Below are 20,876 nucleotides of genomic sequence, written 5' to 3' on the forward strand. Positions count from 1 at the left end.
CGGTGCGGCGGCCGTCACAGTTGCGTGACCGTGGCGCGCGCGAGCCCGCGCTGTTCGAGGAAGCCGAGCAGGTAGCGATGGCCGAATGCCTTCGAGCCCGACGCGAAGCCCGTTCGCGCGACGTCGCCGTCGAGCAGCTTGAGCACGCCGGCCGCGTGGATCGCACCCGTCGAGATGTACGGCGTGATGCCGTGCACGGTCGCGCGCACCGATGCGAGCTGGCCGCGGCCGATCGCGAAGTCGACGCTGCGCTGGATCGTCGTGCGCTCGCGCGGCGGCATCGTCGGCGTGGTCGACGCGACCACCTGCTTCAGCACCGCGTCCTGCTGCTCGCGCGGCAGGTGCTTGTATTCGGCTTCCCACTTCTGCCCGAACTGGTGCACCAGCTTCATCACGTTGTTGTCGTAGAAGCCCACGCACGAGATGCAGCTGCGCACACGCGGATCGCGCTCGAAGTAGACGGGCAGCGACGTGCCGCCCCACGGCAGGCAGAACACCGGCTGCATGAGTTCGGGCGTCGCGACGGTAAACGATGCGTCCGGCGCGTGCGGCACGAGCGCCTTCTCCCACAGGTAGCAGGATTCGTGGCGTGCGCCGTCGAAGATCGTCGCGGTCGAACCGATGCTCACGCCGGCCGAGCCACGCGGGCCGCGCGTCAGCGTGGCTGTTTCCAGCGCGTCGATACCCGGCGTCTCGAGCGCGAGCTCGGCGGCGATCTCCGCGAACGTGTACATGTACGCGTTCGACGACGACACCAGCAGGCCGGCCTGGCGGTACAGCTCGCCGAACTGGTCACGCACGTCGCGGATATACGACTGTTCTCCCGTCGTATCGAGGTGGTGGCAGCCGGCCTTCAATGCGGCTTCCACGCCGACGAGCCCGAAGCTCGAGAACGGCCCCACCGTATTGCACACCACCTTCGCGCCGCTGAACGCCTTCACGAGCGCATCGACGTCGTGCTCCGCCTCGATGATTTCGTATTCCGCGGATTCGAGGCGCACGACGCGCTGCGCCATCATTTCCTTCGTGCGGCCCGCGTTGCGAGCGACCGCCGTGAACGGGATGTTCTGGTCGATCAGCCAGTCCATGATCAACATGCCGGTGTAACCGCTTGCGCCATATACGACGACGGGGTGCTTAGCCATGGTTGTCTCCTGATACGTGAGTTGTTGAAAACCGGTTCGGTCAAAAGTCGGGTACTGCCGCTTCACATCCGCGCTGCCATTTAATAGAACACATTACCAATATTAGGTCACTATGACAAAGTAAACGGCAAAGAAAAAGGCAGGGTATTCCCGGCCCTGACGCCCTTCGTGCATCATCTGGCCGCCCCGTCCGGCGACAGGCCGGCCAGATAGTGCGCCACCGCACGCGTGTCGTCGCCCGACAACGTCGCGGCCAGCCCGTTCATCGCGCCGGTCGGATCGCGCCGCTCACCCGAGCGGAACGCCGCCAGTTGCGTTTCCAGGTAAAGCTGCCCCTGGCCCGCTAGGCGCGGCGCCGGATCCTTGCCCGTCAGCGCCGTGCCGTGGCACGCGCGGCAGCTTCGCGCCTCCACCAGCGCCATCCCTCGCCTGTCGAGCGCGGCATCTGCCGCTACGGCCTCGTTGCGTGCCGGCGCCTGCCGCGCGAAATAGGTCGCCAGCGCGTCGATCTTCGCGTCGTCGAGTTCGCGTGCGAGCGGCGCCATGTATGCGTTGCTACGCTGGCCGGTCGCGAACGCGCGCAGTTGTGCGGCGATATAGGTGGCCGGCTGACCGGACAGCGACGGATACCATGCATTCTGCGACTGGCCATGCACGCCATGGCAGAAGAAGCACGTCTCCTGCGGCTGCGGCCATGCGCCGCCGTTGGCCTTGTCGGCGCCGCCGATCGCGGCCATCGCCCTCTGGTAACGCATGCCGTCGACGAGGTCGGGCCCGTACAGCACGCCGCCCGCCACCACGCCCGCGACCGCCAGCGCGGCGCCAATCTTCCAGATTCGTTTCATCAGACCTCCCCGCCGCGGCCGGCCAACTTGCCAAGCGCCTGCAGCGCCGCGCGGTGCCCCGAGCGCACCGCGCCATCCATCGCACCGGGCCACAGGTCGGCCGTTTCGGTACCCGACCAGATCAGGCGGCCGGCCTCCGGACGCAGGTACCTGCCCCATTTCGTCCAGAAGCCCGGCGGCAGCGGATGAATGCACTGCAGCGTCCACGGATCGATGCGGCCCCAGTCGTAGTCGTGGAACTGCGTCGGATTCAGCGCCTTGTCGCCGAACGCGCGAGCGAAGATGGCCGACAGCGTCCGTTCGGCGGCCTTCGGTTCAGCCGGCAGCGCACCCGGCGCAACGAACGCGGCGAGTACACCGACCGAACCGTCCGGCGGTGAGTTGTCGTACGCCATGAACACGGGGCCACCCACCTCGAAGATCTGCCCGTTGCAGCCGTCGTCGCGCCAGAACGGACGGTCGTACACGTGTACCGTCTTGCGCATCGGCGCATTCGCCGGCCAGTTGCGCTGCAGTTGCGCGCGGCCGTCCGGCAGCGGCGGATCGAACGCGATCTGCTGGCACAGCGCCGGATTGAGCGCGACGATTACGCGCCGCGCACGGAGCACGCCGCGATCGGTCTGCACATCGACCACGTCGCGATCCCAGCCTGAAATCTTGCGCACCGGGCAGGACAGTTGCACCTTCTCGCCGAGTTCGTTCGCCATCCGGATGCTCAACACCTGCGAGCCGCCGACGAAGCGCGTCTCCTGTGCGCCGCCCTTGATCGATTCGAGCTTCGCATAGTCGCAGTCGGCGCTGTTGATCATCGACAGGTAGTGCAACAGCCCGAGCTGCGCCGGTGCGCCGCCAAGCGACAGCTTCGCGGCGAGGCCGAGAAAGTAGCCGTCCTCGTAGGTCACGCCCTGCTTGAGCAGCCAGTCGCCGTAAGTCAGCTTGTCGAGCTCCGCCGCATGTTGCGCGGTCCAGGGTTCGCGAGACGGCACACCGCGCGCAAGTGCGCCGAGCTTCGCGCCGATCGCGTCGTCTCCGCCCGAACCGCCCTGGAAATCCTGCGCGACGCGCGCGTCGCCGGCCAGCACGACCGTCTTGCCTGCGTAATGAGTCGGGAACGTATCGACACCGAGCTCACGCGCAAGGTCGGCGATCGCCGTCTGGCCCGGGCCGATCCACTGGCCGCCGGCTTCGGACACCACGCCATGCCCGAGATCGTGGTTGTAGGTCCGTCCACCGACGCGATCGCGCGCCTCCAGCACGACGAACGACTCGCACCCTGCGCGCTTCAGATCGCGAGCGGCGGTGAGCCCCGCAAGCCCGGCGCCGATGACGACGACATCGAACACGCCACGATCGGGAGCGGCCGATGCCGCGCCTTCCGCGAACGACACCTCGCCGGCCGCGAGCGACGCGGCGCCCGCAGCCGCGGCGCGCAATATCCGCCGCCGGGCCTGCATGTCCGGCCTGTACTTGTTCTTCATTTTGCGTACTCCATCCTTCCTTGCGTTCTTGCGGGTTCAACCACAACTCATGGCGCAGCCAGCACGCCGTCCTGCGAAAACAGCACCGGCTTGCCGCGTGCATCGATCAGCGCAGCGGTGAGCGTCGCGCGATCCACGCGCTGTGCGACGTCGAACGGGCCGCCTGCCACGCGCTGCGCGAACGTCAGTCCGTCGAGGCCGACGCCGACCAGCCCGCCGCCCGTCGCGACGAGATCGGTGATCGAGCTGCGCGTGCCGGTGTGCTGCGCGGCCCACGTCGTGCCGCCGTCGCGGCTCTCGAACAGGCTGCCGAGCAGCCCGCCTACCACGATCCGCCCATCGGGCATCGCGACGCCCGACCACAACGTGCCCTTGCCGCCCGTCGGCAGATAAGTCCAGTTCGTGCCCGCATCGACCGACTTGAGCACCATCCCCTGCTCGGACACGATGTAGAGCGCGTGCTCGGCGTCAGCGAACACGTGATAGAGATTGCGGTCGGCCTTGCCGCCGCCCGGCGGCTTCGGCAACTTCGTGCGCACCCACGTCTTGCCGCCGTCATGCGTCTGCAGCATCAGCGACCACAGGCCGACCGCGATGCCGTCTTGAGCATTCGTGAACAGCACCGAGAACAGCGGCTGGTCGACCGACGTGTCGAGCCGCTGCGCGACCCACGTGTCGCCGCCGTCGTCGGTCGCGAGAATCGTGCCCCACTGGCCGACGGCCCAGCCATGTTTCGCATCCGCGAACGTCACGGCCGACAGCGTCGCCGACACCGGCACGCGCCGCGCCTGCCGCCAGTTCTTGCCGTCATCGTCGGACAGCAACACGATGCCGTGCTCGCCAACCGCCACGATCCGCGACCCGGCGCGGGTGGCGTCCATCAGCATCATGTGTGTCGGCGCGGGCCACACGTGCGCGGGCTTCGCGGTCCAGGCCGCGACCGTTCCGCCCGGCGGTTGCGCGAAAGCCGTCGCGGCAAAGCAGAGCGCGGTACAGGCAACTAGCGTCTTGATCATGGATGAACCTCTGTAGTGGTATGCGCGGGCATCAGTGGCTAAACAACGCCGGCCAGCCCGAATTCGCTACGCCGAGCGCAACGATCGGCGGCTTGTTCGCCACCTGCGCGGCCACGGCGGCCGTCTGCCGCTCGGCGCTGCCGTCATTCGGCGATGGAGCGACGCCCGGTTCGTCCGGCGTGGCGTGACGCACGGCGACGCGTGTTGCGTCGGTCGTGAACGCATGCGCCGGCGCGGGCCGGTCGGCAACCGCTTCATGGAAGCGTTCGAAGGCAGCGGCCGCAACGCAAAGTACGCCGCAAACTGCGAGAGTCTTGACCATGAGTGAATCTCCGTCGGGATGTTGTCGGCTTCAGTGGCTGAACAGGCCCGGTGCGCGGGCGGGCTTGCGGCGCGGGAACCAGCGTTCGAGCAGCGACGCGAGTGCAGGCAGCGCGGTCATCGCCATCACGAGATTCACGACGAACATGAACGCGAGCAGCTTGCCCATGTCGGCCTGGAACTTCAGTGCCGAGAAGCTCCACGTCGCGACGCCGATCGCCAGCGTGATCGCCGTGAAGATCGTCGCGACACCCACTTCGAGCATCGCGTGCTGCACAGCCTTGACGATGTCCTGACCGCCCGCGAGATGCGCCTGCAGCCGGTTGTAGATGTAGAACGCGTAGTCGACACCGATTCCCACCGCCAGCACCATCACCGGCAGCGTCGCCACCGTCAGCCCGATCTGCAGTTCCTTCATGAACCAGTAGCCGATGAAGGTCGCGACCGACAACGGCAGGCAGCACGCGAGCATCGCGCGCCAGTCGCGGTACGCGAGAAACACGAGGATCAGGATCGCCGCGTACACGTAAAGCATCATCGGCAACTCACTCTTCTCGACTTCGTCGTTCGTCGCGGCGAGTACGCCTGCATTGCCCGCGGCCAGCCGCACCGTGATGCCGGGGAACGGATGCGACGCGCGATACTGCTTCACGTCGTCGAGGATGCGGTTGATCGTGGTCGCCTTGTGATCGGTCAGGAACAGGTGCACGGCCGTCATTCCGCAATCGCGGCTCATGAAACCCTTCATGCGCGACACATCGACCGACACCGCGCCATAGTTCTCGCCGTCGATCGGCACGACGTTCATCTTCGGGAAGTCCTCGTTGTAGCCCTGGTTGTATGCCCGCAGCATCGCCGAGTACGACTGCACCGACACGACACCCGGTTCGGTGCGCATCGCGGCCGAGAAGTCGTCCTCGTACAGGCCGACCGCCGCGTTGTCGCAGGCCTTTCCATTCGACTCGATCGCAACCGTCAGCCAGTCGAGGCCCATGTCGTAGTTGCCGGCGATCGACGTCGCGTCGCGGTTGAAGCGCGCGTCCGCGCGCAGTTCCGGCGCGCCCGGTTGCAGCGTGCCGATCACGCGATCGCGGCTCTGCCAGGCGGCGAGCGCGAAGATCGCCACAGTCAGCGCGACCGTGACGTTCGCGTACTTCGGCTCGGCCACGCGGGCTAGCACGCGCAGCGGCTTCGCACGCTGCTGCGCACGCTTGAGCGAGTTGTCCGCGTAGGACTTCTTGAAGTTGAAGCAGGACGCCGCAACCGGCAGCAGGATCAGGTTCGTGACGATCTTGTACGCGACGCCGAGCGATGCGGTGATCGCCAGTTCGCGCACCATCGGAATCGGAATCAGCAGCAGCGTGATGAACGATACGAACGCGGTAATCAGCGCGAGCACACCGGGGATCAGCAGGCCGCTGAAGCTGTGGCGCGCCGCATCGAACGAACTCTGCCCGTGCGCGATCTCGCGGACGATGAAGTTCACCTGCTGCACACCGTGCGACACACCGATCGCGAACACGAGGAACGGCACCAGCACCGCGAGCGGATCGAGCCCGAAGCCGAGCAGCTTCAGCGTGCCGAACTGCCACACGAGCGATGTCAGCGAACACGCAATCAGCAGCACCGTGAAGCGCACCGAATGGCAGTACCAGTACACCGCGAGTGCCGTGAGCAGCAGCGCGACCGCGCAGAAGCCGAGCACGGCCGTCGCGCCGTCGGCGATATCGCCGATCTGCTTCGCGAAACCGATGACCTGGATCTCGTAGCCGGCATCCTCGAACGGCTTGCGGATCTTGCTTTCGAGCAAATGATTGAACGCAACGTAGTCGAGCACCTTGCCGGCGCTGTCGCGCTCGTTCAGCTCGGCCGTGATCATCGCGCTGTCCTCGCCGTGCGACACGAGCGTGCCGACGTAGCCGCCGAGCGTCGTCGCACGGCGCACGCGCGCCACGACGTCCGGCGTCAACTGGTCGGGCGTGACCGTGCCTGAAATGATCGGCTCCGCGCGAAAGCCTTCGTCGGTCACCTCGTTGACGAACGCGTTCGGCGTCCACAGCGAGCGCACGCCGATCCGGTCGACGTTCGGCAGGTACGTGACGGCCTGCGTGACGTCGTACAGCCGCGTCAAGCCTGCCTTCGACCAGATCGACCCGTGCTTCGCCCGCACGACCACGGTGATCCGGTTCGCGCCGAGCAGGTCGTTGCGGTATTGCTGGAACGTGCGGATGTACTCGTGCCCGATCGGCATCTGCTTTTCGAAGCCGGCATCCATGCGCAGTTGCACGGCAAACACGGCCATCGCAACGGTGAACAACGCGATCGCCGCGAGCACGAGCGCACGATGACCGAAGAAGAACCTTTCCAGGCGACTGACCAGACGATTGAGCACGACCTTACTCCCTCATGTATTGCGGCCGCGTGCGATGCACGCCGCCAGCCATCCCGCCACTGTCAGAAATTCCGCGTGACGAACAACCCGACGAAATTCCGGTCCGCGTACGGCTGACCCACCGTGTTGTGGCCGCCCCAGAACGCGGTGAAGTTGATACCGGCCTGCCAGTTCGGCGGATTCTGGTTGAACAGCACGTAGACGTTCACCGACTTCGCGCCCTGCATGTAATTTGCGGTGAAGGTCGGCGTGTAGCCGTACAGGCCGTCCGAAAACGTCACGCCCGGCGTGACCTGCCAGCCGGGAATCAGCGAGCCGTCATAGGTCCAGTTGAAATCGATCGTCGCGCCCACCGAGCTCGAGGTGCCCTGGCCCATCCCGATCGGATAGCCCGCAGCCGATCCGTTGTTCAGCCACGGCAGGTAGCCGGTCTGCGGCACCTGCGTAACGGTCTGCCCGTTGATCGTGCGCGTCACGCCGCTCGAACTCAGCCCCGGGTAGTAGATCCACGTCAGCTCCCATGTCAGCGCGGCCGAATCGGCGCCGAGCAGTTTCAGGAACGGATATTCGCTGCGCGTCAGCGCCAGCAACCCGTTGATGTCGTACTGGAATTTCTTCTTGTCGACCCACTGCTGGCAGTCGATACCCGCCACGCCGTTCGTGTTCAGGTCGAGCGGGCCGCCCGCGCCGTAGCAGCTCGACAGCGCAACCGCATCGCGCGGCCGGTACGACAGTTCGGTGCCGATCGCCCAGGGCCCGATCCCGAAGTTCGCGCTGACGCCGAACAGCTGGCGCCGGCCGAGATACGACCATTGCTCGGTCCCGTTCGCGAGCGACGCGAGCACCGGCGACTTGTCCGTGTAGTTCAGGTAGTAGAACGCGAAGTTCGCATCGAACGAGCGCGGCGAATAGTTGAACTTCACACCGAACTGCGGCCGGTATTTCGCCGGCAGGTTCGTTGTGCTCGGCAGGCCGATGTCGTTGAACGGCGGCCCCGCATACGTGCCGTTCACGAGCCCGTTCTTGATCGCGTTCAGCGTGTCCTGGTTACCAGCCGCCCCCGATCCGCCAATCGCGTTGGCGATCGTGCCCGCGCTCGGGCCGATCACGTTCAGGTTGTTCGTGTTGATCGTGAACGGCTCGGCGCCGCGGCCGAAGCCGTTCGTCACCGACCAGTACGAGCCGACCGGCGGGTAGCGGTTGCCGTTCCACTGGAACTGGTAATACGCCTCGGTGCTGAACCCGTGCGACAAGTCCGCCGCGAAGCTCGCCATCGGCGCCGGCAGCAGCGCCTGCTTGAGCTGCGAGCCGGGAATCAGCAGCTTCTGCACGTCGATCGAGTTGGTCGCGTTGATGCCGCTCTGCGCGAACATGCTCTCGCCCCAGTTGATCACCTGGTTGCCGAGCCGCACGTGCGCGTTGCGCCCGCCGATCGTGAAATCCTTCTGCGCCCACAGGTCGAGCAACTGCGCGTTGTAGACGACCTGCGCGGCCGCCGTGCTCGACAACGGCGTGCGGTTCGTGTTGCCGGCGAGGAAGTCGTACATGCCGGTGCCGCGCACCATGAACTTCAGTCCTTCGCCCGGCATCTTCAGCAACAGCTCGCTGGTCGCGCTGACGTAGGTGCTGAACGGCTGGCCCTTGCGATAGTTCAGGTCGCCGTTGTCCGCGTAACCCCACTGGTTGGTGTTCGCGGCCGCGCCGCAGCCGAACGCGTTCGGATCGCCGGTGAGCGAGCAGCTCGGATTCTTGGTCCGGATCCCCGCGCCGGCCGTCAGGTTCGTCACCCACGAGCCCTGTACGGCGCCGCCGTCCGCCGTGAAATCGTATGCATACGCGCTCGACGTCGCGGCACCCGCGATCGCAATCGAAACTGTCGCATTCCTGACTAATCTTGCCGGTTCCATGACCCACCTCCGCCCCTGTCCGCCGCCGGCGCGCGATCGTTGCGCGCGCCGGTCCTTTTATCCGCCAGCCGTCAACCGATTGCCGTCACCGCTCGCTGACCGAGCGCAGCGATTCCGCCGTGTAGAAATCCTGCTTGAAGCGCGGATCGTCGGCCTGCTCGAGCCAGCGCACGTCCTTGCCCTGGCCGATCGACGACGCATCGAACACGTAGCGGCCGTTGATCATGTCGTACTGCGCGAGCGGTTCGTTGTCGCAGGTGCCGCCCAGCTCCCACACCGGAATCGGGTAGCTTTCGCGCACTTTCCACAACTTGCCCTGCGCGTCGTAGTCCTCGCCGACGAGCGCGAGCCAGCTGTCCTCGTCGAGATAGAACACCTTCTTCGACGCGACATGCCGCGCGCTCGGCTTGAGCGTCGCTTCGACCACCCACACGCGATGCGTCTCGTAACGCCGGTTCGCGGCGGCGAGGCCGTCGGGCGTCGCGACATCGTGCAGCTTGCTCTTGAACCGGTACAGGCCGAACGCGTTGTACGGAACGATCATTTCCTTCTTGCCGGCCAGCTTCCAGGTGAACCGGTCGAGCGAGCCGTTGATCATGTTGCCTTCGTCGATCAGGTACTGGTTCTCGAAGCCGATCAGCGGCGCGTCGTGCGTGTAGGCCGGCATGCGTCGCACGCGGCGCTGGCCCGGGAAGTAGTAGTACGTTTCCGACGCCTTGTTGAAATACTGTCGCTGCACGAACGCCTGGCCGGCCAGCGCGGCGGGGGAATTCATCTGGAAGTAGACCGCCGCGCTGAGCTGTTCGACGTCCTGCGGCGAGCTCTTGCCGAGCCTGGCGGACGGGAAGTAGAGCGTTTGCGGGCCGACCGCGTCGATCCATTCGCTGCTGCCCGGCCGCGGCGAAATGGCCGTGGCGACCTGCGCCCAGTCGACACCCGCGCCGCGATAGCGCATCTCGTAGTTCAGGATCGCTTCGATGCCGCTCTTCGGCTGCGGGAACGGCACACCCGGCAGCACGGCCGAGGCGAGGCTCTCGCCGGCCGAATCCAGCTTCGCGGCCGTCAGGTTCGCCCTGGAGTTCTGCTCGACGACTTCAGGCAACTGGCATTCGCGATGGGACGGGTACACGTCCATCCGGTAGCCCTTCTTCTGCTTGATCAGTGCGACCTGCCCGGGCGACAGCTTGTCCGCGTACTTGTCGACGTTCGCCGCATCGATCGAATAGAGCGGCTTCTCGTTGCGGTGCTTCCAGAAATCGCCGCGCTCCTTGCCCCACTCCCAACCCGCGTCGGGCGACTGCTTGCCCGCATAGGCCGGCACCGCGCCGTTCTTGCTCGCCGCGCGGTCGGCGCCGGCCGGCGTCAGGTCGTCCGCCGCGACGGCGGTGCCGATCGCGACACATGCAGCGGCCGCGATCGCGGACGCTGCCCACAAACGATGCTTCTTCATCACGGTTCTCCTTCCCGTTCCGCCTACGCTCGCCCATCGCGGACGACACGTGTTCACTTCGATCGCCTTCGTCAGCCGACGATGGCGTCGCTCGTTGAGCGTGACCGGCTGGGCTCCCGCCGGCCGCTCGCCGCTTGTCTTTCATTTCCAAATCTTTCATCAGTACTGCGATTCATGTTGAACGCAGCGCCGACGACAAATCATCGATGCGTGCCGTCAGTCCTTGCCCGAACCCGCCACCGCCACCGCACGAACCTCGACGCACAGCCCCGGCAGCGCCAGTTGCGACACGCCGACTGCCGTCCACGACGGGTAACGATCAGGAAAATACCTGTCCTTGACCGCCGCGAAGCCTTCGGTCTCGCGCTGCAGATCCGTGTGGAAGGTCGTCAGCTCGACGACATCGGCCAGGCTTGCCCCGGCTTCCTCGAGGATCATCTTCAGGCACTCGAACGCGATCTGAGCCTGCGCCTGCACGCCGTCGGCAGGCTGCATCTGCGCGTCGAGGCCGACCTGGCCCGACACCCAGATCGTGTCGCCGACGCGCGTCGCCGGCGAGAAGTGGTACGCGTCGTACCACGGCTGGAATGCGGCCGGCACGATCGATTGCCGCTTGGGGGTTGCTGTCATGATGAGAATCTCCCGGTTCAAACAAGTTGGCGGAAACACGACGCGCGGAACGGATCACCGGCCTTCAGCGCGGCCAGTTCCTCGACGAACAGCACGCCGGCTGGCGTAAAGCCCGAACGGCTTTCGTCCGGCAGCGGGCTGAACACCGCGTCGTCGCCGAAGAAGCGCAGCACGAGCGTGTGGCGATCGGGGAAGTCGGCATCGACCGCGCCGCCGCCGTGCAGTACGCCCGGATGAAGCAGCAGCACGTCGCCTGGCTTCGTTTCCCACGACAGGATGTCGTACGCGCCCGGTGCCGCGCGGCGCTCGACCTCGATGTTCGGCAGGCGCGGCCACACGTCACCACCATGCAGCGGGTCCGTCGGATCCTCGGCGTTCTGGAACGTCGTGCCGTCGTGGCGAACGCCGTGATGCGAGCCACGTACGATTTCCAGCGCATTGCGCTTCGGCACGCCCTCGAAGCTGATCCACGCATTGCCGAAATGCATCCCTTGCCACGGCAGGTACGACGTGTCCTGGTGCCACGGCGAGCGCGCGCTCTTGCCGCCGGCCTTCATGAACAGCTCCTCCGCGAAATACCAGACGTGCTTCGAGCCCCACAGGTCGGCGAACAACTGCCCGAACGGCAACGTCCCGACGAGTTCGTCGAGCCGCGCCTTCGCATACGGGTTCGCGTTGTCGTTGTGCGACCGGTATTCGGTGCCGTCGAGCAGCGTGGATGCCATCGGGCCCGGGTTCTCCATCCCCCAGTCGAACGCCGCGCGGCAATGCGCGAGTTGTTCGTCATTGAGCGCCCCTTCGATGAGCACTGCCCCATCCTCGAAGAAAGCCTTTCGCATCTTTGCGTCCATCGTCAATCTCCTGATTCGTTCAGCGACAACCGGCGGCCGATCTTCACTGCCGGCCCCTTCAGTAGAACATGATGACTATGTTAGGTCATCATGACAAAAATAATGAAAAGAAAAAGACGGGGTATTCCCTGTTTCGTCTGCATGATCGAACGCGCGTCGCGGCGGTCCGCCGATCTGCCATGACAACCCGCTTTCAGCGTTCATACAATCGGGCGACGAAGCCCGGCCGCGGCTTCGCCGCTACGTCATCCGCGCATGCGGTCGAACACCGTGTGCGTGAGGAAGCCGATCAGCACCGCATCGGCCAGCGTGTCGTCGGTACTGCATGCGTCGGCCGCATGGCACGACTGCACGCCGTCGCACAGTGCGGTCAGGCCGAGCGCCAGCACGTGCGCGGGCAGCGGTAGCGACACGCCGGTGCGCGTTGCGAACGCGTCGATACACGCAGTCGCGAGCGCCTGTCGCTCGCGCAGGAACGCGCCGAACTGTGCGCGAAACTGCGGATCGCGCGCCATCTGCAGCTGCGCCTCCAGCCACATCAGCCGCGACGCGTGCCGCGCGGCAGGCCGCTGCCAGTACGCAAGCATCGCGCGCTGCGCGTCGTCTGCCGAACCGGCGGGCATACCAGTGATTCGCTGCAACGCCGTCGCGGCATCGTCGTGATCGCGCCGCAACAGCTCGAACAGCACCTCCGTCTTGCTGCGAAAGTTCGAATAGAATGCCCCGCGTGTATACCCGGCCGCTGCCGCAATTTCTTCCACGCTCGCGGCCGCATATCCTTTCTCCACGAAGATCGCGCGCGCGGCGCCGAGCAGGCGTTCGCGCGTCGCCTCGCGCCGCTGCGCACGGGTCAGGCGAACCCGGTCCATCCATGCGTTCCGCGATCGCTGCGGCCGGATCGGAAAACGGCGCGAGTCATCGTCAGCTCATCAGTACAGCTACTCATTTCGGATACGACAAGACATTCGCGCTCGCATTGCTGCGTCCTGCCTCGCGCTCCAGTGCGCAATACGCGTAATAGAGCGCGGCGGTCAGGTACGACCACGTCAGCAGCGCCAGTACGTAGAAATTGAACACGATGTTGGTTTCCTCGCCCGGGATCTTGTAGAAGTCGTAAATGCACGCGATCGCCTGCGAAGCGACGAGCGCGATCGTCGTCGTCAGCGCATGGAACGCGTGGCCGGCACGCACCAGTCGCAACACGAAACCGGCGAGATAGATCGACATCAGCGTCCACATCGTCACGTAGAAGTACGGCAGCACGTGCCCCAACGCACCGGCCACGAGCGCGATCGTCCCGAGCGCCGCGAACACGAACAGCGTCACGTCCTGCCGCGTCGATGGCCGGTAACCGTGCGTGACGGCCATCAGGCCGGCGACCGCGATCACCGGCATCCCGAACCCGCGCGAGAAAGCGTCGAGAAAGTGCGAAATGAAGTACGACACCGGCGATTCGGTCGCGAAGAAGATCACGGCATTGGAAGCGGAGATCGTCACGATCCACCACTCGAAGCCGAGCAGGAAGTTGCGCTTGCGGACGAACTTGAAGCCGTACACACCGGTCGTCGCCGCAAGCGTCGCGCTGGAAAGACAAAGGACAAGTGATCTGTGATCCATGATTCGAACTCCGTAGGTCGATTGCTTTCGATGATTCACTGTTTACCGGGGCTGACGCTCGCGAGATAGGTCGCGATTGCCATGCGGTCGTCGGCCGACATCGCCTTCGTGACGCGCTGCATCGTGCCCGTCGCCTCGCTGCGCGCGCCGTTCGCGAACGCGTCGAGCTGCGCGAGCAGATAGTCGTAGCCCTGCCCGGCCAGACGCGGAAACTGCGCCTGCCCCGTCAGCCGTGCACCGTGACACGCGGCGCACGCGCCGCCTGTCACCAGTTGCTCGCCCTTCGCCCGCAGTCGCGCATCCGCTTTGAAGTACCGGTTGTCCACCGGCACCTGCTTCGTGTAGTAGTCGGCCAGATGCGCGACCTCGGTTTCGCTCATGGTCATCGCGAGCGGCCCCATCGTCGGGTTCGCGCGTTGCCCGCTTGCAAACGCGCGAAGCTGCTCGGCCACGTATTGCGCCGGCTGGCCCGCGAGGCTCGGGTACGCCTGGTTGAGTGACGTACCTTTCACGCCGTGGCAGCCCATGCACGTATCGGTCACGCGCGGCCACGGGCCGCCGTCTGCATCGTCGGCTTGCGCGGTCGTATCGATATGGCGCTGCAGGCGATAAATGCCGAGCAGCGTCGGGCCATAGAGCGCGAGCAACGCGCCGACCGCCACGAGCGCCGCAAGCAGCAGCATGCGTTTCTTCATCTTCGCTCTCCTAAGCACGACGCAGAGCATTGAGCGCGTGAAGCGCGCTTTGGTGACCCGAGCGCACGGCGCCGTCCATGTAGCCGGCCCAGATGTTCGCCGTCTCGGTACCCGACCAGATCAGGTTGCCGCACGGCGCGCGCAGCGCTTCGCCGTGCGCGCTCCAGAAGCCGGGCGGGATCGCCGACACGCACGTGATCGTCCACGGATCGGCCAGCCCCCAATCGCGATCGTGGTACAACACCGGCGCACGCGCCTCGTCGCCCCACGCCTGCGCATAGAGTTCCACGTGCATCTGCTTCGCCGCCTGTAGGTCCGACGGCATCAGCGCATTCCGGACGAACGCGTTGATCACGCCGATCTCGCCGCCCGGCGGCGAATTGTCGTAAGCCCAGAAAAGCGGCCCGTCGGTCTGGAAGATGTGCCCGTTCAATCCCTTGTCGCGCCAGAACGGGCGGCGATAGACCAGCGCCGTCTTGCGCGCCGGCGAATGGGCCGGCCACGCGCGCTGCAGTGCGTGGCGCTTTTCCGGCAGCGGTGGGTCGAACTGCACCTGGTGGCACAACGCCGGGTGGAGCGCCATCACCACCTTCTTCGCGCGCACCGTGCCGCGATCGGTTTCCAGCGTGACGACGTCGCGATCCCAGCCGACGATCCGGCGCACCGGCGACGACAGCCGCACCTTGTCGCCCAACTGCTGCGCCATCCGGATGCTGAGGACCTGCGAGCCGCCGACGAAACGCGTTTCCTGCGCGCTGTGCCTGATCGAGTCGAGCTGTTCATAATCGCAATCGGCGGAGTTGATCATCGACAGGAAGTGCAGCAGCCCCATCTTTGCCGGTGCGGTGCCACCCGACAGCGAGATCGACGCGTTCCAGCCCATCCGGTCTTCCGGCTTGATGCCTTGCGTCGCCAGCCAGTCGCCGACCGACAACCGATCGAGCTCACCAGCCTTCGGCGACATCCACGGCGCACCCGACGGCACGTCGCGCGACAGCTTGCTCAACTTCGCCGCGACGGCTTCGTCGGTGCCGAACGTACCCTGCAGGTCGATCTCGGCGCGCCCGTCGCCACCGAGAATCACCGTCTTGCCTGTGTAATAGCTCGGGAACGTGCCGACCTCCAGCTCGCGGGCCAGATCGGCGACGGCCGTCTGGCCCGGGCCGATCCACTGGCCGCCGACTTCGGTCACGTACCCGCCGCCCACGTCGTAGTTGAGCGTGCGGCCGCCCACCCGATTGCGCGCCTCGAGCACGACGAAGGATTCGCATCCCGCGTGGCGCAGGTCGCGGGCGGCCGTCAGGCCGGCCAGCCCGGCGCCGACGATTGCGACGTCGAGCACCGCGCCGTCATGGCCCGCGGCCGGCGCCGCATCGGCCTTTGCCCGCGCGGCGCCGAGCGCCAACCCGCCCGCCGCGACCGATGCGCCCGCGACCTTGAGCCACTGCCTGCGCTGCGGGTCGGCCGTTCCGCTGATGGATGACTTCCTGGACATGATGTGTGGGTACCGCCTGCAAATGGCGCAAACGGCGGCCGCCCCGGCGGCACGCGGCCATCGCTCGCGCGGAATCTGACACTGGATGCGATCTCGGGCCGCTACACCCACCGGCAGTCCGCCCACTTGGAAAGTGCGCGAATCCTGTTCGCATGCCTGCCTGGTCACGTGCCGTATTGCCTTGTCCCGATAAGGATTTTCCGGCACCCTTAATTAGTACATATTGCAAAAGATAGGTCATGATACATAAAATAAGATCGAAAAAAAAAGACAGGGTATTCCCCTGTCACACTGCGATCGCTTCCATTCCGAAAGGACGTCGAAAGACGTCTCCGGCGATCCGGCGCCGGCCCGGTCCCGCCCACCTTCGTTCGATTGATTTGGCCGTGCGGTAGTATGGCGACTCGATGGAACCCCGATGGATCTGAACGAGTGGCCATGCCCGAATTTTCTTCATCTCCCGGCGCCGGCCAGGGCGCGCAAGCGCTCGTCCTCATTGCCGAGGACGAACCCGAGATCGCCGAAATCCTGACCGCCTACTTCGCGCGCAACGGCCTGCGCACCGTGCACGCCGCCGACGGCCGCCGCGCGCTCGAACTCCACCTGTCGCTGAAACCCGACCTCGTGCTGCTCGACGTGCAGATGCCGCACGTCGACGGCTGGAAGGTGCTCGCCGAAATCCGCCATCGCGGCGACACGCCGGTCATCATGCTGACCGCGCTCGACCAGGACATCGACAAGCTGACCGGGCTGCGCATCGGCGCCGACGACTACGTGGTCAAGCCGTTCAACCCGGCCGAAGTCGTCGCACGCGCACAGGCCGTGCTGCGCCGGTCGATGGCCGGCTCGCGCCAGGAAGAACAGCGCGTGCTGCGCGCCGCGCCGTTCGAGATCGATCTCGAGCACCACGAAGCGACGGTCGAAGTCGGCAGCGAACGGCACACGCTCGTGCTCACGCTCACCGAATTCAAGCTGCTCGCGCAGCTTGCGCGCGCGCCGCGCCGCGTGTTCAGCCGCGCCGAACTGATGGCCACCTGCCTGCCGGAAGGCGATGCGCTGGAGCGTACGGTAGACAGCCACGTCAGCAAACTGCGCAAGAAACTGGACGACCTCGGCGTGCAAGGCGTGCCCGCCAGCGTGCGCGGCGTCGGCTACAAACTGTGGAGCGGCGATTGAAACTCGATGGCCTGAGCCGCCAGATCGCGCTGACGATGGGCGCGATCGCGTTCGGCATCACGGTGCTGATCGTCGTGACGGCCTACGCGTTCTACTACCTGCTGTACCAGTACTCGCCCGAGTACTTCAAGCCGCAGAGCTGGCTCCCGAGCGGGCCGGAGTGGGTGTGGATCATCTCGACCACGCTGGTCGGCCTGCTGATCTCGGTCGTCGTCGCGGTCAACCTGTCGCGCCGCATCCTCGTGCCGCTGAACTCGGTGACGGACAGCATCCGCCGCGTCGCGCGCGGCGATCTCGGTGCACGCGCCGTCGCCGGCGACCGTTCACTGCACGAAGCGGCGCTGCTCGCCGACAACTTCAACGCACTCGCGAGCGAACTGCAGCGCGTGACCGACGAGCAGACGTTCTGGAACGCGGCGATCGCCCATGAACTGCGCACACCCGTGACCGTGCTGCGCGGGCGGCTGCAGGGGCTCGCCGAAGGCGTGTTCACGCCGAGCGAAGCGCTATACCGCAGCCTGCTCGCACAGGTCGAAGGGTTGACGCGGCTGATCGAGGATCTGCGCGTGGTCAGTCTCGCCGACAGCGGCCACCTGAGCATCGAGATCCGCGACACCGATCTCGCCGCCGATGTGCGCGCCGTGGTCGACGTGTTCGCGCACGCGCTGCAGGCCGCCGGCCAGCATCCGGAACTCGATCTCGACGCGCGACACATGTGCTGCGACCCGGTCCGCATCCGCCAGGCATTGCTGGCGCTGCTGGAGAACGCGCGCCGCCATGCGGTGCCCGGCACGATCCGGATCCAGACACGCGTCGAGAACGGGATGTGCCGACTGCGCGTCGAGGACGACGGCCCCGGCATCCCGGCCGAGTTCGCGCAGCACGTGTTTCAGGCATTCCGGCGCGTGGACGATACGCAACCCGGCGGCACCGGCCTCGGGCTCGCCGTCGTCGCGGCGATCGCGCATGCGCACCGCGGCGAAGCCCTCTGCGTGCCGACCGGCGCGGGCGGCACGCGATTCGAGGTGCAGTGGCCCGACGACCTCGCGCCGGCGCCCGACAGCGAGCGCTTCCCGGCGTAACGCGCCGCGGTTACGCCTCTACGCCCTTACTCCGGTACGCCTTCACGCGCGCGGTTCACGCCCGACCTGTTCGAGCGGCGGGCTGAACCCGAGCACCGTGTACTCCATCGCGGACACCGTGCCTTTGGTCCCTTCCCCTGCCGCGCCCTGCACGACCACCGCGCGCACGGCGCCGGCCCGGTCGAATTTCAGCTTCGTGCCGAGCGTCGCGTTGCGCAGCGCCTCCAGTTCCTCGATTCGCGCGATCGCCAGCTTGCGCACCGCGCCGGACACGTACACCGGCAGGAATACCAGCGCGATGAAGATCGACACGGCATCCTTCGACACGCTGTCCAGCACCGGCTGCCCCGACATCACGAGCGACAGCGAGGTCGCGGCGACGAAGATCGCGAGCACCGTCGCGCCGACGCCGAGCGACGCGAGCCGCTCGGCCGCCTTCTTCATGCGCGCCTTCACGAGTGCGCGCGCGGTCGCGGACGTCACCAGCCATTCGCGCTGCGCGCCGTAGTAACCGGCGACGCCGAGGAACAGCGTCGCGACCGCGCTGACGGCGATGCTCGTGTACAGCGCTTCGAACATCATGCAGGCGAATTCGAGCACGAACACGAGCACGAGCGGGCACAGCAGCAGACGGAACGAATAGCCGTCGCGGCCGTGCCCGCGAATCCACCATTTCACCGGCGCAAGCTGCCAGAAGCGGCTTTCCGGGCGGAGCGAGAGTTCTTCGTTGTCGGTCAATTTCCCACCTGTCGGATCCTGCGCCGTATCGATGCGGGCCGTGAATCGGCACGGCCGCAGCCGCATTCTCCCAGATGCGCGGCGCGGCGAGAACGGGGCCGCCGACTGAGCGGGCGCACCATCGCGCTTGACCCGCCCCTTGGGATCGCCTTTATGCTGACCGCAACGAATCGACAGCAAAGAGGTGACGGATGGGTACGTCCACGCCCCGTTTGAACGCATCGGCGGCCGCCGCGCAGCTCGGCGTCTCGATCAAGGCGCTGCGGCTGTACGAGCGGCACGGCCTCGTCACGCCCGGGCGTACGCCGGCCGGATACCGCGCGTATGGCCCGGACGATCTCGCCCGCGCCGCCGACATCGCGGCGCTGCGCAAGCTCGGCATCGGTCTCGCGCAGGTAGCGAGCGTGCTCGACGGCGACGCGCGCAGCCTCGACGACGCGCTGGCCGCTCATGAAACGGCGCTTGACCACGGCATTCAGGATCTCGTGCGCAAGATCGACCGCGTGCGCGCGATCCGCGCCGGCCTCGCACGCGGCCGGATGCCGGCCGATGGCGAACTCACCAGGCTGCTCGACGATACGGGCGCCGGTGTCGCATTCAACCTGCCGTGGCCGTGGGGCGGCGAGTGGTTCGAGTGTCGTGACATCCGGCCGCTGAACTACATCATCGGCTCGCTGGGAAGCGGCAAGACGCGGCTCGCGCTTCGGCTGGCCGACGCGCTGCCCGACGCCGTGTTCGCGGGGCTCGATCGGCTGGAAAGCGATGGTGCGGCGGCACGCGCGGCATTGCACGCCGATCCTGCGCTGAAGTCGCGAGTCGACCGCACATTGACCTTGCTCACCGGCAGAGGCGCAACGCCGTCGACAGCGCTGACCGCGCTGCTCGTCGGCCTCGAAGCGAAAGGCCCGCGCGCGCGGGTCGTCGACATGATCGAACAGGATCTCGACCGGCCCACGCAACTGGCCTTGATCGCGCATCTGCGCGAACGCGCGGCCGCCGGCATGCGCCCGCTGTTCCTGCTCACGCGCTCGTCGGCGATCCTCGATCTGTCAGCCGTCGGCCCCGACGAAACCATCCTGTTGTGCCCCGCCAATCACAGCCCGCCGTCACGCGTGGCGCCTTACCCCGGCGCACCCGGCTATGAAGCCGTGGCGACGTGCCTGGCGTCGCCGGAGATCCGCGAGCGGCTCGCCCGCCGACCGGAAACGACGTAGTCCGCCGTCAGGATTCCGGCCGCCCCATCCGCCGCGCCATCGCCGGGCTCACCGCATGCACGGGATCGAAGCCGAAGAATTCGAGCACGTGCCGCGCGACGTCGTCGCGATCGTTGTCCGCGCAGATCATGTGATAGCTGTTCTCCAGCACGATCCCGCGCGCGTCGGGCATCTTCTCCAGCAGGAAATCGGCCGAGCGCAGGCTCGTCAGTTCGTCCTCGCGCGCATGCAGCACGAGCGTCGGGCACGGCGTGCCGGACGCGGCCTCGAGCGCCCAGTCGCGCATCCGGTCGACCTGCCGCACACAGGCAAGCGGCACCCACGCGTAGTGGAAACTGTCCTGCCGCTCGAACTTCTTCTTCACGATCGCGCGGATCGTCGCGTTCTTGATGCCGAACGGATCGCCTTCCTCGACGCGCATTCGCTCCGCGATACCCGGCACGCGATACAGCACATGCCGCAGCGACCGGTACCACGGCGTCGACCAGCCGTCGATGAACACCGGCGTCGCCAGCAACGCGAGCCGGCCGCGCGCATGCTGCACGCGGTGGCACAGCAGCAGTGCGACCAGCGCGCCCATGCACATGCCCGCGACATGCAGCGTGTCGTACTCGCGTTCCAGCGCGCGATACTGTTCGGTCACCGCGTCGAGCCACGCCTCCGCGCGCACGCCGACCAGATCCTCGGGGCGCGTGCCGTGTCCCGGCAGCGTGATCATGTGCGTGTCGGCGCCCGCGCGCCGCATCGCCTTGTGCAGCGAACCGAGATCGTATTGCGTACCGCCGAGCCCGTGGATCAGCAGGACGCCCGTGCGGCCGGTCATG

At 66.6% G+C, this 20,876-nt stretch carries 19 protein-coding genes; 3 read left to right on the plus strand and 16 right to left on the minus strand.

Annotation, left to right across the window (positions count from 1 at the left end):
• Positions 1-14: 14 nt before the first annotated feature.
• The 14 genes from U5809_RS20780 to U5809_RS20845 form a co-directional block, all read right to left on the minus strand.
• Positions 15-1,145 carry a saccharopine dehydrogenase family protein gene (locus tag U5809_RS20780; protein ID WP_322087946.1) on the minus strand — a complete coding sequence of 377 codons (1,131 nt, stop codon included), beginning with the start codon at positions 1,143-1,145 and terminating at the stop codon, positions 15-17.
• Between the two features lie 173 nt (positions 1,146-1,318).
• Positions 1,319-1,990, minus strand: a complete 672-nt coding sequence (locus U5809_RS20785; protein ID WP_322087947.1) for a c-type cytochrome — start codon at positions 1,988-1,990, stop codon at positions 1,319-1,321.
• Positions 1,990-3,468 (minus strand): flavin monoamine oxidase family protein, encoded by a 1,479-nt coding sequence (locus tag U5809_RS20790; protein WP_322087948.1) that lies wholly within the window; start codon positions 3,466-3,468, stop codon positions 1,990-1,992. Before U5809_RS20790 ends, U5809_RS20785 begins: the two co-directional genes overlap by 1 nt.
• 47 nt (positions 3,469-3,515) lie before the next feature.
• Complete coding sequence (locus tag U5809_RS20795; protein ID WP_322087949.1) at positions 3,516-4,484, minus strand: WD40/YVTN/BNR-like repeat-containing protein; 969 nt, start codon at positions 4,482-4,484, stop codon at positions 3,516-3,518.
• A 31-nt stretch (positions 4,485-4,515) separates the two neighbouring features.
• Entirely contained in the window at positions 4,516-4,806 is a 291-nt protein-coding gene (locus tag U5809_RS20800) for a hypothetical protein (protein ID WP_322087950.1), read from the minus strand.
• Positions 4,807-4,836: 30 nt separating this feature from the next.
• Positions 4,837-7,197 carry an efflux RND transporter permease subunit gene (locus tag U5809_RS20805; RefSeq protein WP_322087951.1) on the minus strand — a complete coding sequence of 787 codons (2,361 nt, stop codon included), beginning with the start codon at positions 7,195-7,197 and terminating at the stop codon, positions 4,837-4,839.
• 62 nt (positions 7,198-7,259) lie between these two features.
• Positions 7,260-9,104 carry a DUF1302 domain-containing protein gene (locus U5809_RS20810; protein WP_322087952.1) on the minus strand — a complete coding sequence of 615 codons (1,845 nt, stop codon included), beginning with the start codon at positions 9,102-9,104 and terminating at the stop codon, positions 7,260-7,262.
• An 85-nt stretch (positions 9,105-9,189) separates the two neighbouring features.
• On the minus strand, positions 9,190-10,554 hold the full coding sequence (locus U5809_RS20815) for a DUF1329 domain-containing protein (protein ID WP_322087953.1): 1,365 nt from the start codon (positions 10,552-10,554) through the stop codon (positions 9,190-9,192).
• Positions 10,555-10,770: 216 nt separating this feature from the next.
• Positions 10,771-11,184 carry a RidA family protein gene (locus tag U5809_RS20820; RefSeq protein WP_176048731.1) on the minus strand — a complete coding sequence of 138 codons (414 nt, stop codon included), beginning with the start codon at positions 11,182-11,184 and terminating at the stop codon, positions 10,771-10,773.
• 17 nt (positions 11,185-11,201) lie between these two features.
• On the minus strand, positions 11,202-12,035 hold the full coding sequence (locus U5809_RS20825; protein WP_322087954.1) for a phytanoyl-CoA dioxygenase family protein: 834 nt from the start codon (positions 12,033-12,035) through the stop codon (positions 11,202-11,204).
• Between the two features lie 245 nt (positions 12,036-12,280).
• On the minus strand, positions 12,281-12,904 hold the full coding sequence (locus U5809_RS20830; RefSeq protein WP_322087955.1) for a TetR/AcrR family transcriptional regulator: 624 nt from the start codon (positions 12,902-12,904) through the stop codon (positions 12,281-12,283).
• A 73-nt stretch (positions 12,905-12,977) separates the two neighbouring features.
• Positions 12,978-13,652, minus strand: a complete 675-nt coding sequence (locus U5809_RS20835) for a hypothetical protein (protein WP_322087956.1) — start codon at positions 13,650-13,652, stop codon at positions 12,978-12,980.
• Positions 13,653-13,687: 35 nt separating this feature from the next.
• Positions 13,688-14,347, minus strand: a complete 660-nt coding sequence (locus U5809_RS20840) for a c-type cytochrome (RefSeq protein ID WP_322087957.1) — start codon at positions 14,345-14,347, stop codon at positions 13,688-13,690.
• Between the two features lie 10 nt (positions 14,348-14,357).
• On the minus strand, positions 14,358-15,842 hold the full coding sequence (locus tag U5809_RS20845) for a flavin monoamine oxidase family protein (protein ID WP_322087958.1): 1,485 nt from the start codon (positions 15,840-15,842) through the stop codon (positions 14,358-14,360).
• Between the two features lie 438 nt (positions 15,843-16,280).
• Between U5809_RS20845 and U5809_RS20850 the strand changes: the two genes are divergently transcribed.
• Complete coding sequence (locus U5809_RS20850) at positions 16,281-17,018, plus strand: response regulator (protein WP_322087959.1); 738 nt, start codon at positions 16,281-16,283, stop codon at positions 17,016-17,018.
• Positions 17,015-18,100, plus strand: a complete 1,086-nt coding sequence (locus U5809_RS20855) for an ATP-binding protein (protein WP_322087960.1) — start codon at positions 17,015-17,017, stop codon at positions 18,098-18,100. The genes U5809_RS20850 and U5809_RS20855 overlap by 4 nt, the downstream gene beginning before the upstream one ends.
• 42 nt (positions 18,101-18,142) lie before the next feature.
• On the opposite strand, the gene U5809_RS20860 is transcribed toward U5809_RS20855, so the two are convergent.
• Entirely contained in the window at positions 18,143-18,838 is a 696-nt protein-coding gene (locus U5809_RS20860; RefSeq protein WP_282508093.1) for a hypothetical protein, read from the minus strand.
• A 191-nt stretch (positions 18,839-19,029) separates the two neighbouring features.
• On the opposite strand from U5809_RS20860, the gene U5809_RS20865 reads away from it, so the two are divergent.
• Positions 19,030-20,052 carry a MerR family transcriptional regulator gene (locus U5809_RS20865; protein WP_322087961.1) on the plus strand — a complete coding sequence of 341 codons (1,023 nt, stop codon included), beginning with the start codon at positions 19,030-19,032 and terminating at the stop codon, positions 20,050-20,052.
• Between the two features lie 7 nt (positions 20,053-20,059).
• Here U5809_RS20865 and U5809_RS20870 read toward each other — a convergent pair whose 3' ends face one another.
• Positions 20,060-20,875: an alpha/beta hydrolase gene (locus U5809_RS20870; RefSeq protein ID WP_322087962.1), complete on the minus strand. Its 816-nt coding sequence runs from the start codon at positions 20,873-20,875 to the stop codon at positions 20,060-20,062.
• Between the last annotated feature and the right edge of the window lies 1 nt (position 20,876).

It is taken from the genome of Burkholderia sp. BCC1999 (assembly GCF_905339975.1).
Lineage (GTDB): Bacteria > Pseudomonadota > Gammaproteobacteria > Burkholderiales > Burkholderiaceae > Burkholderia.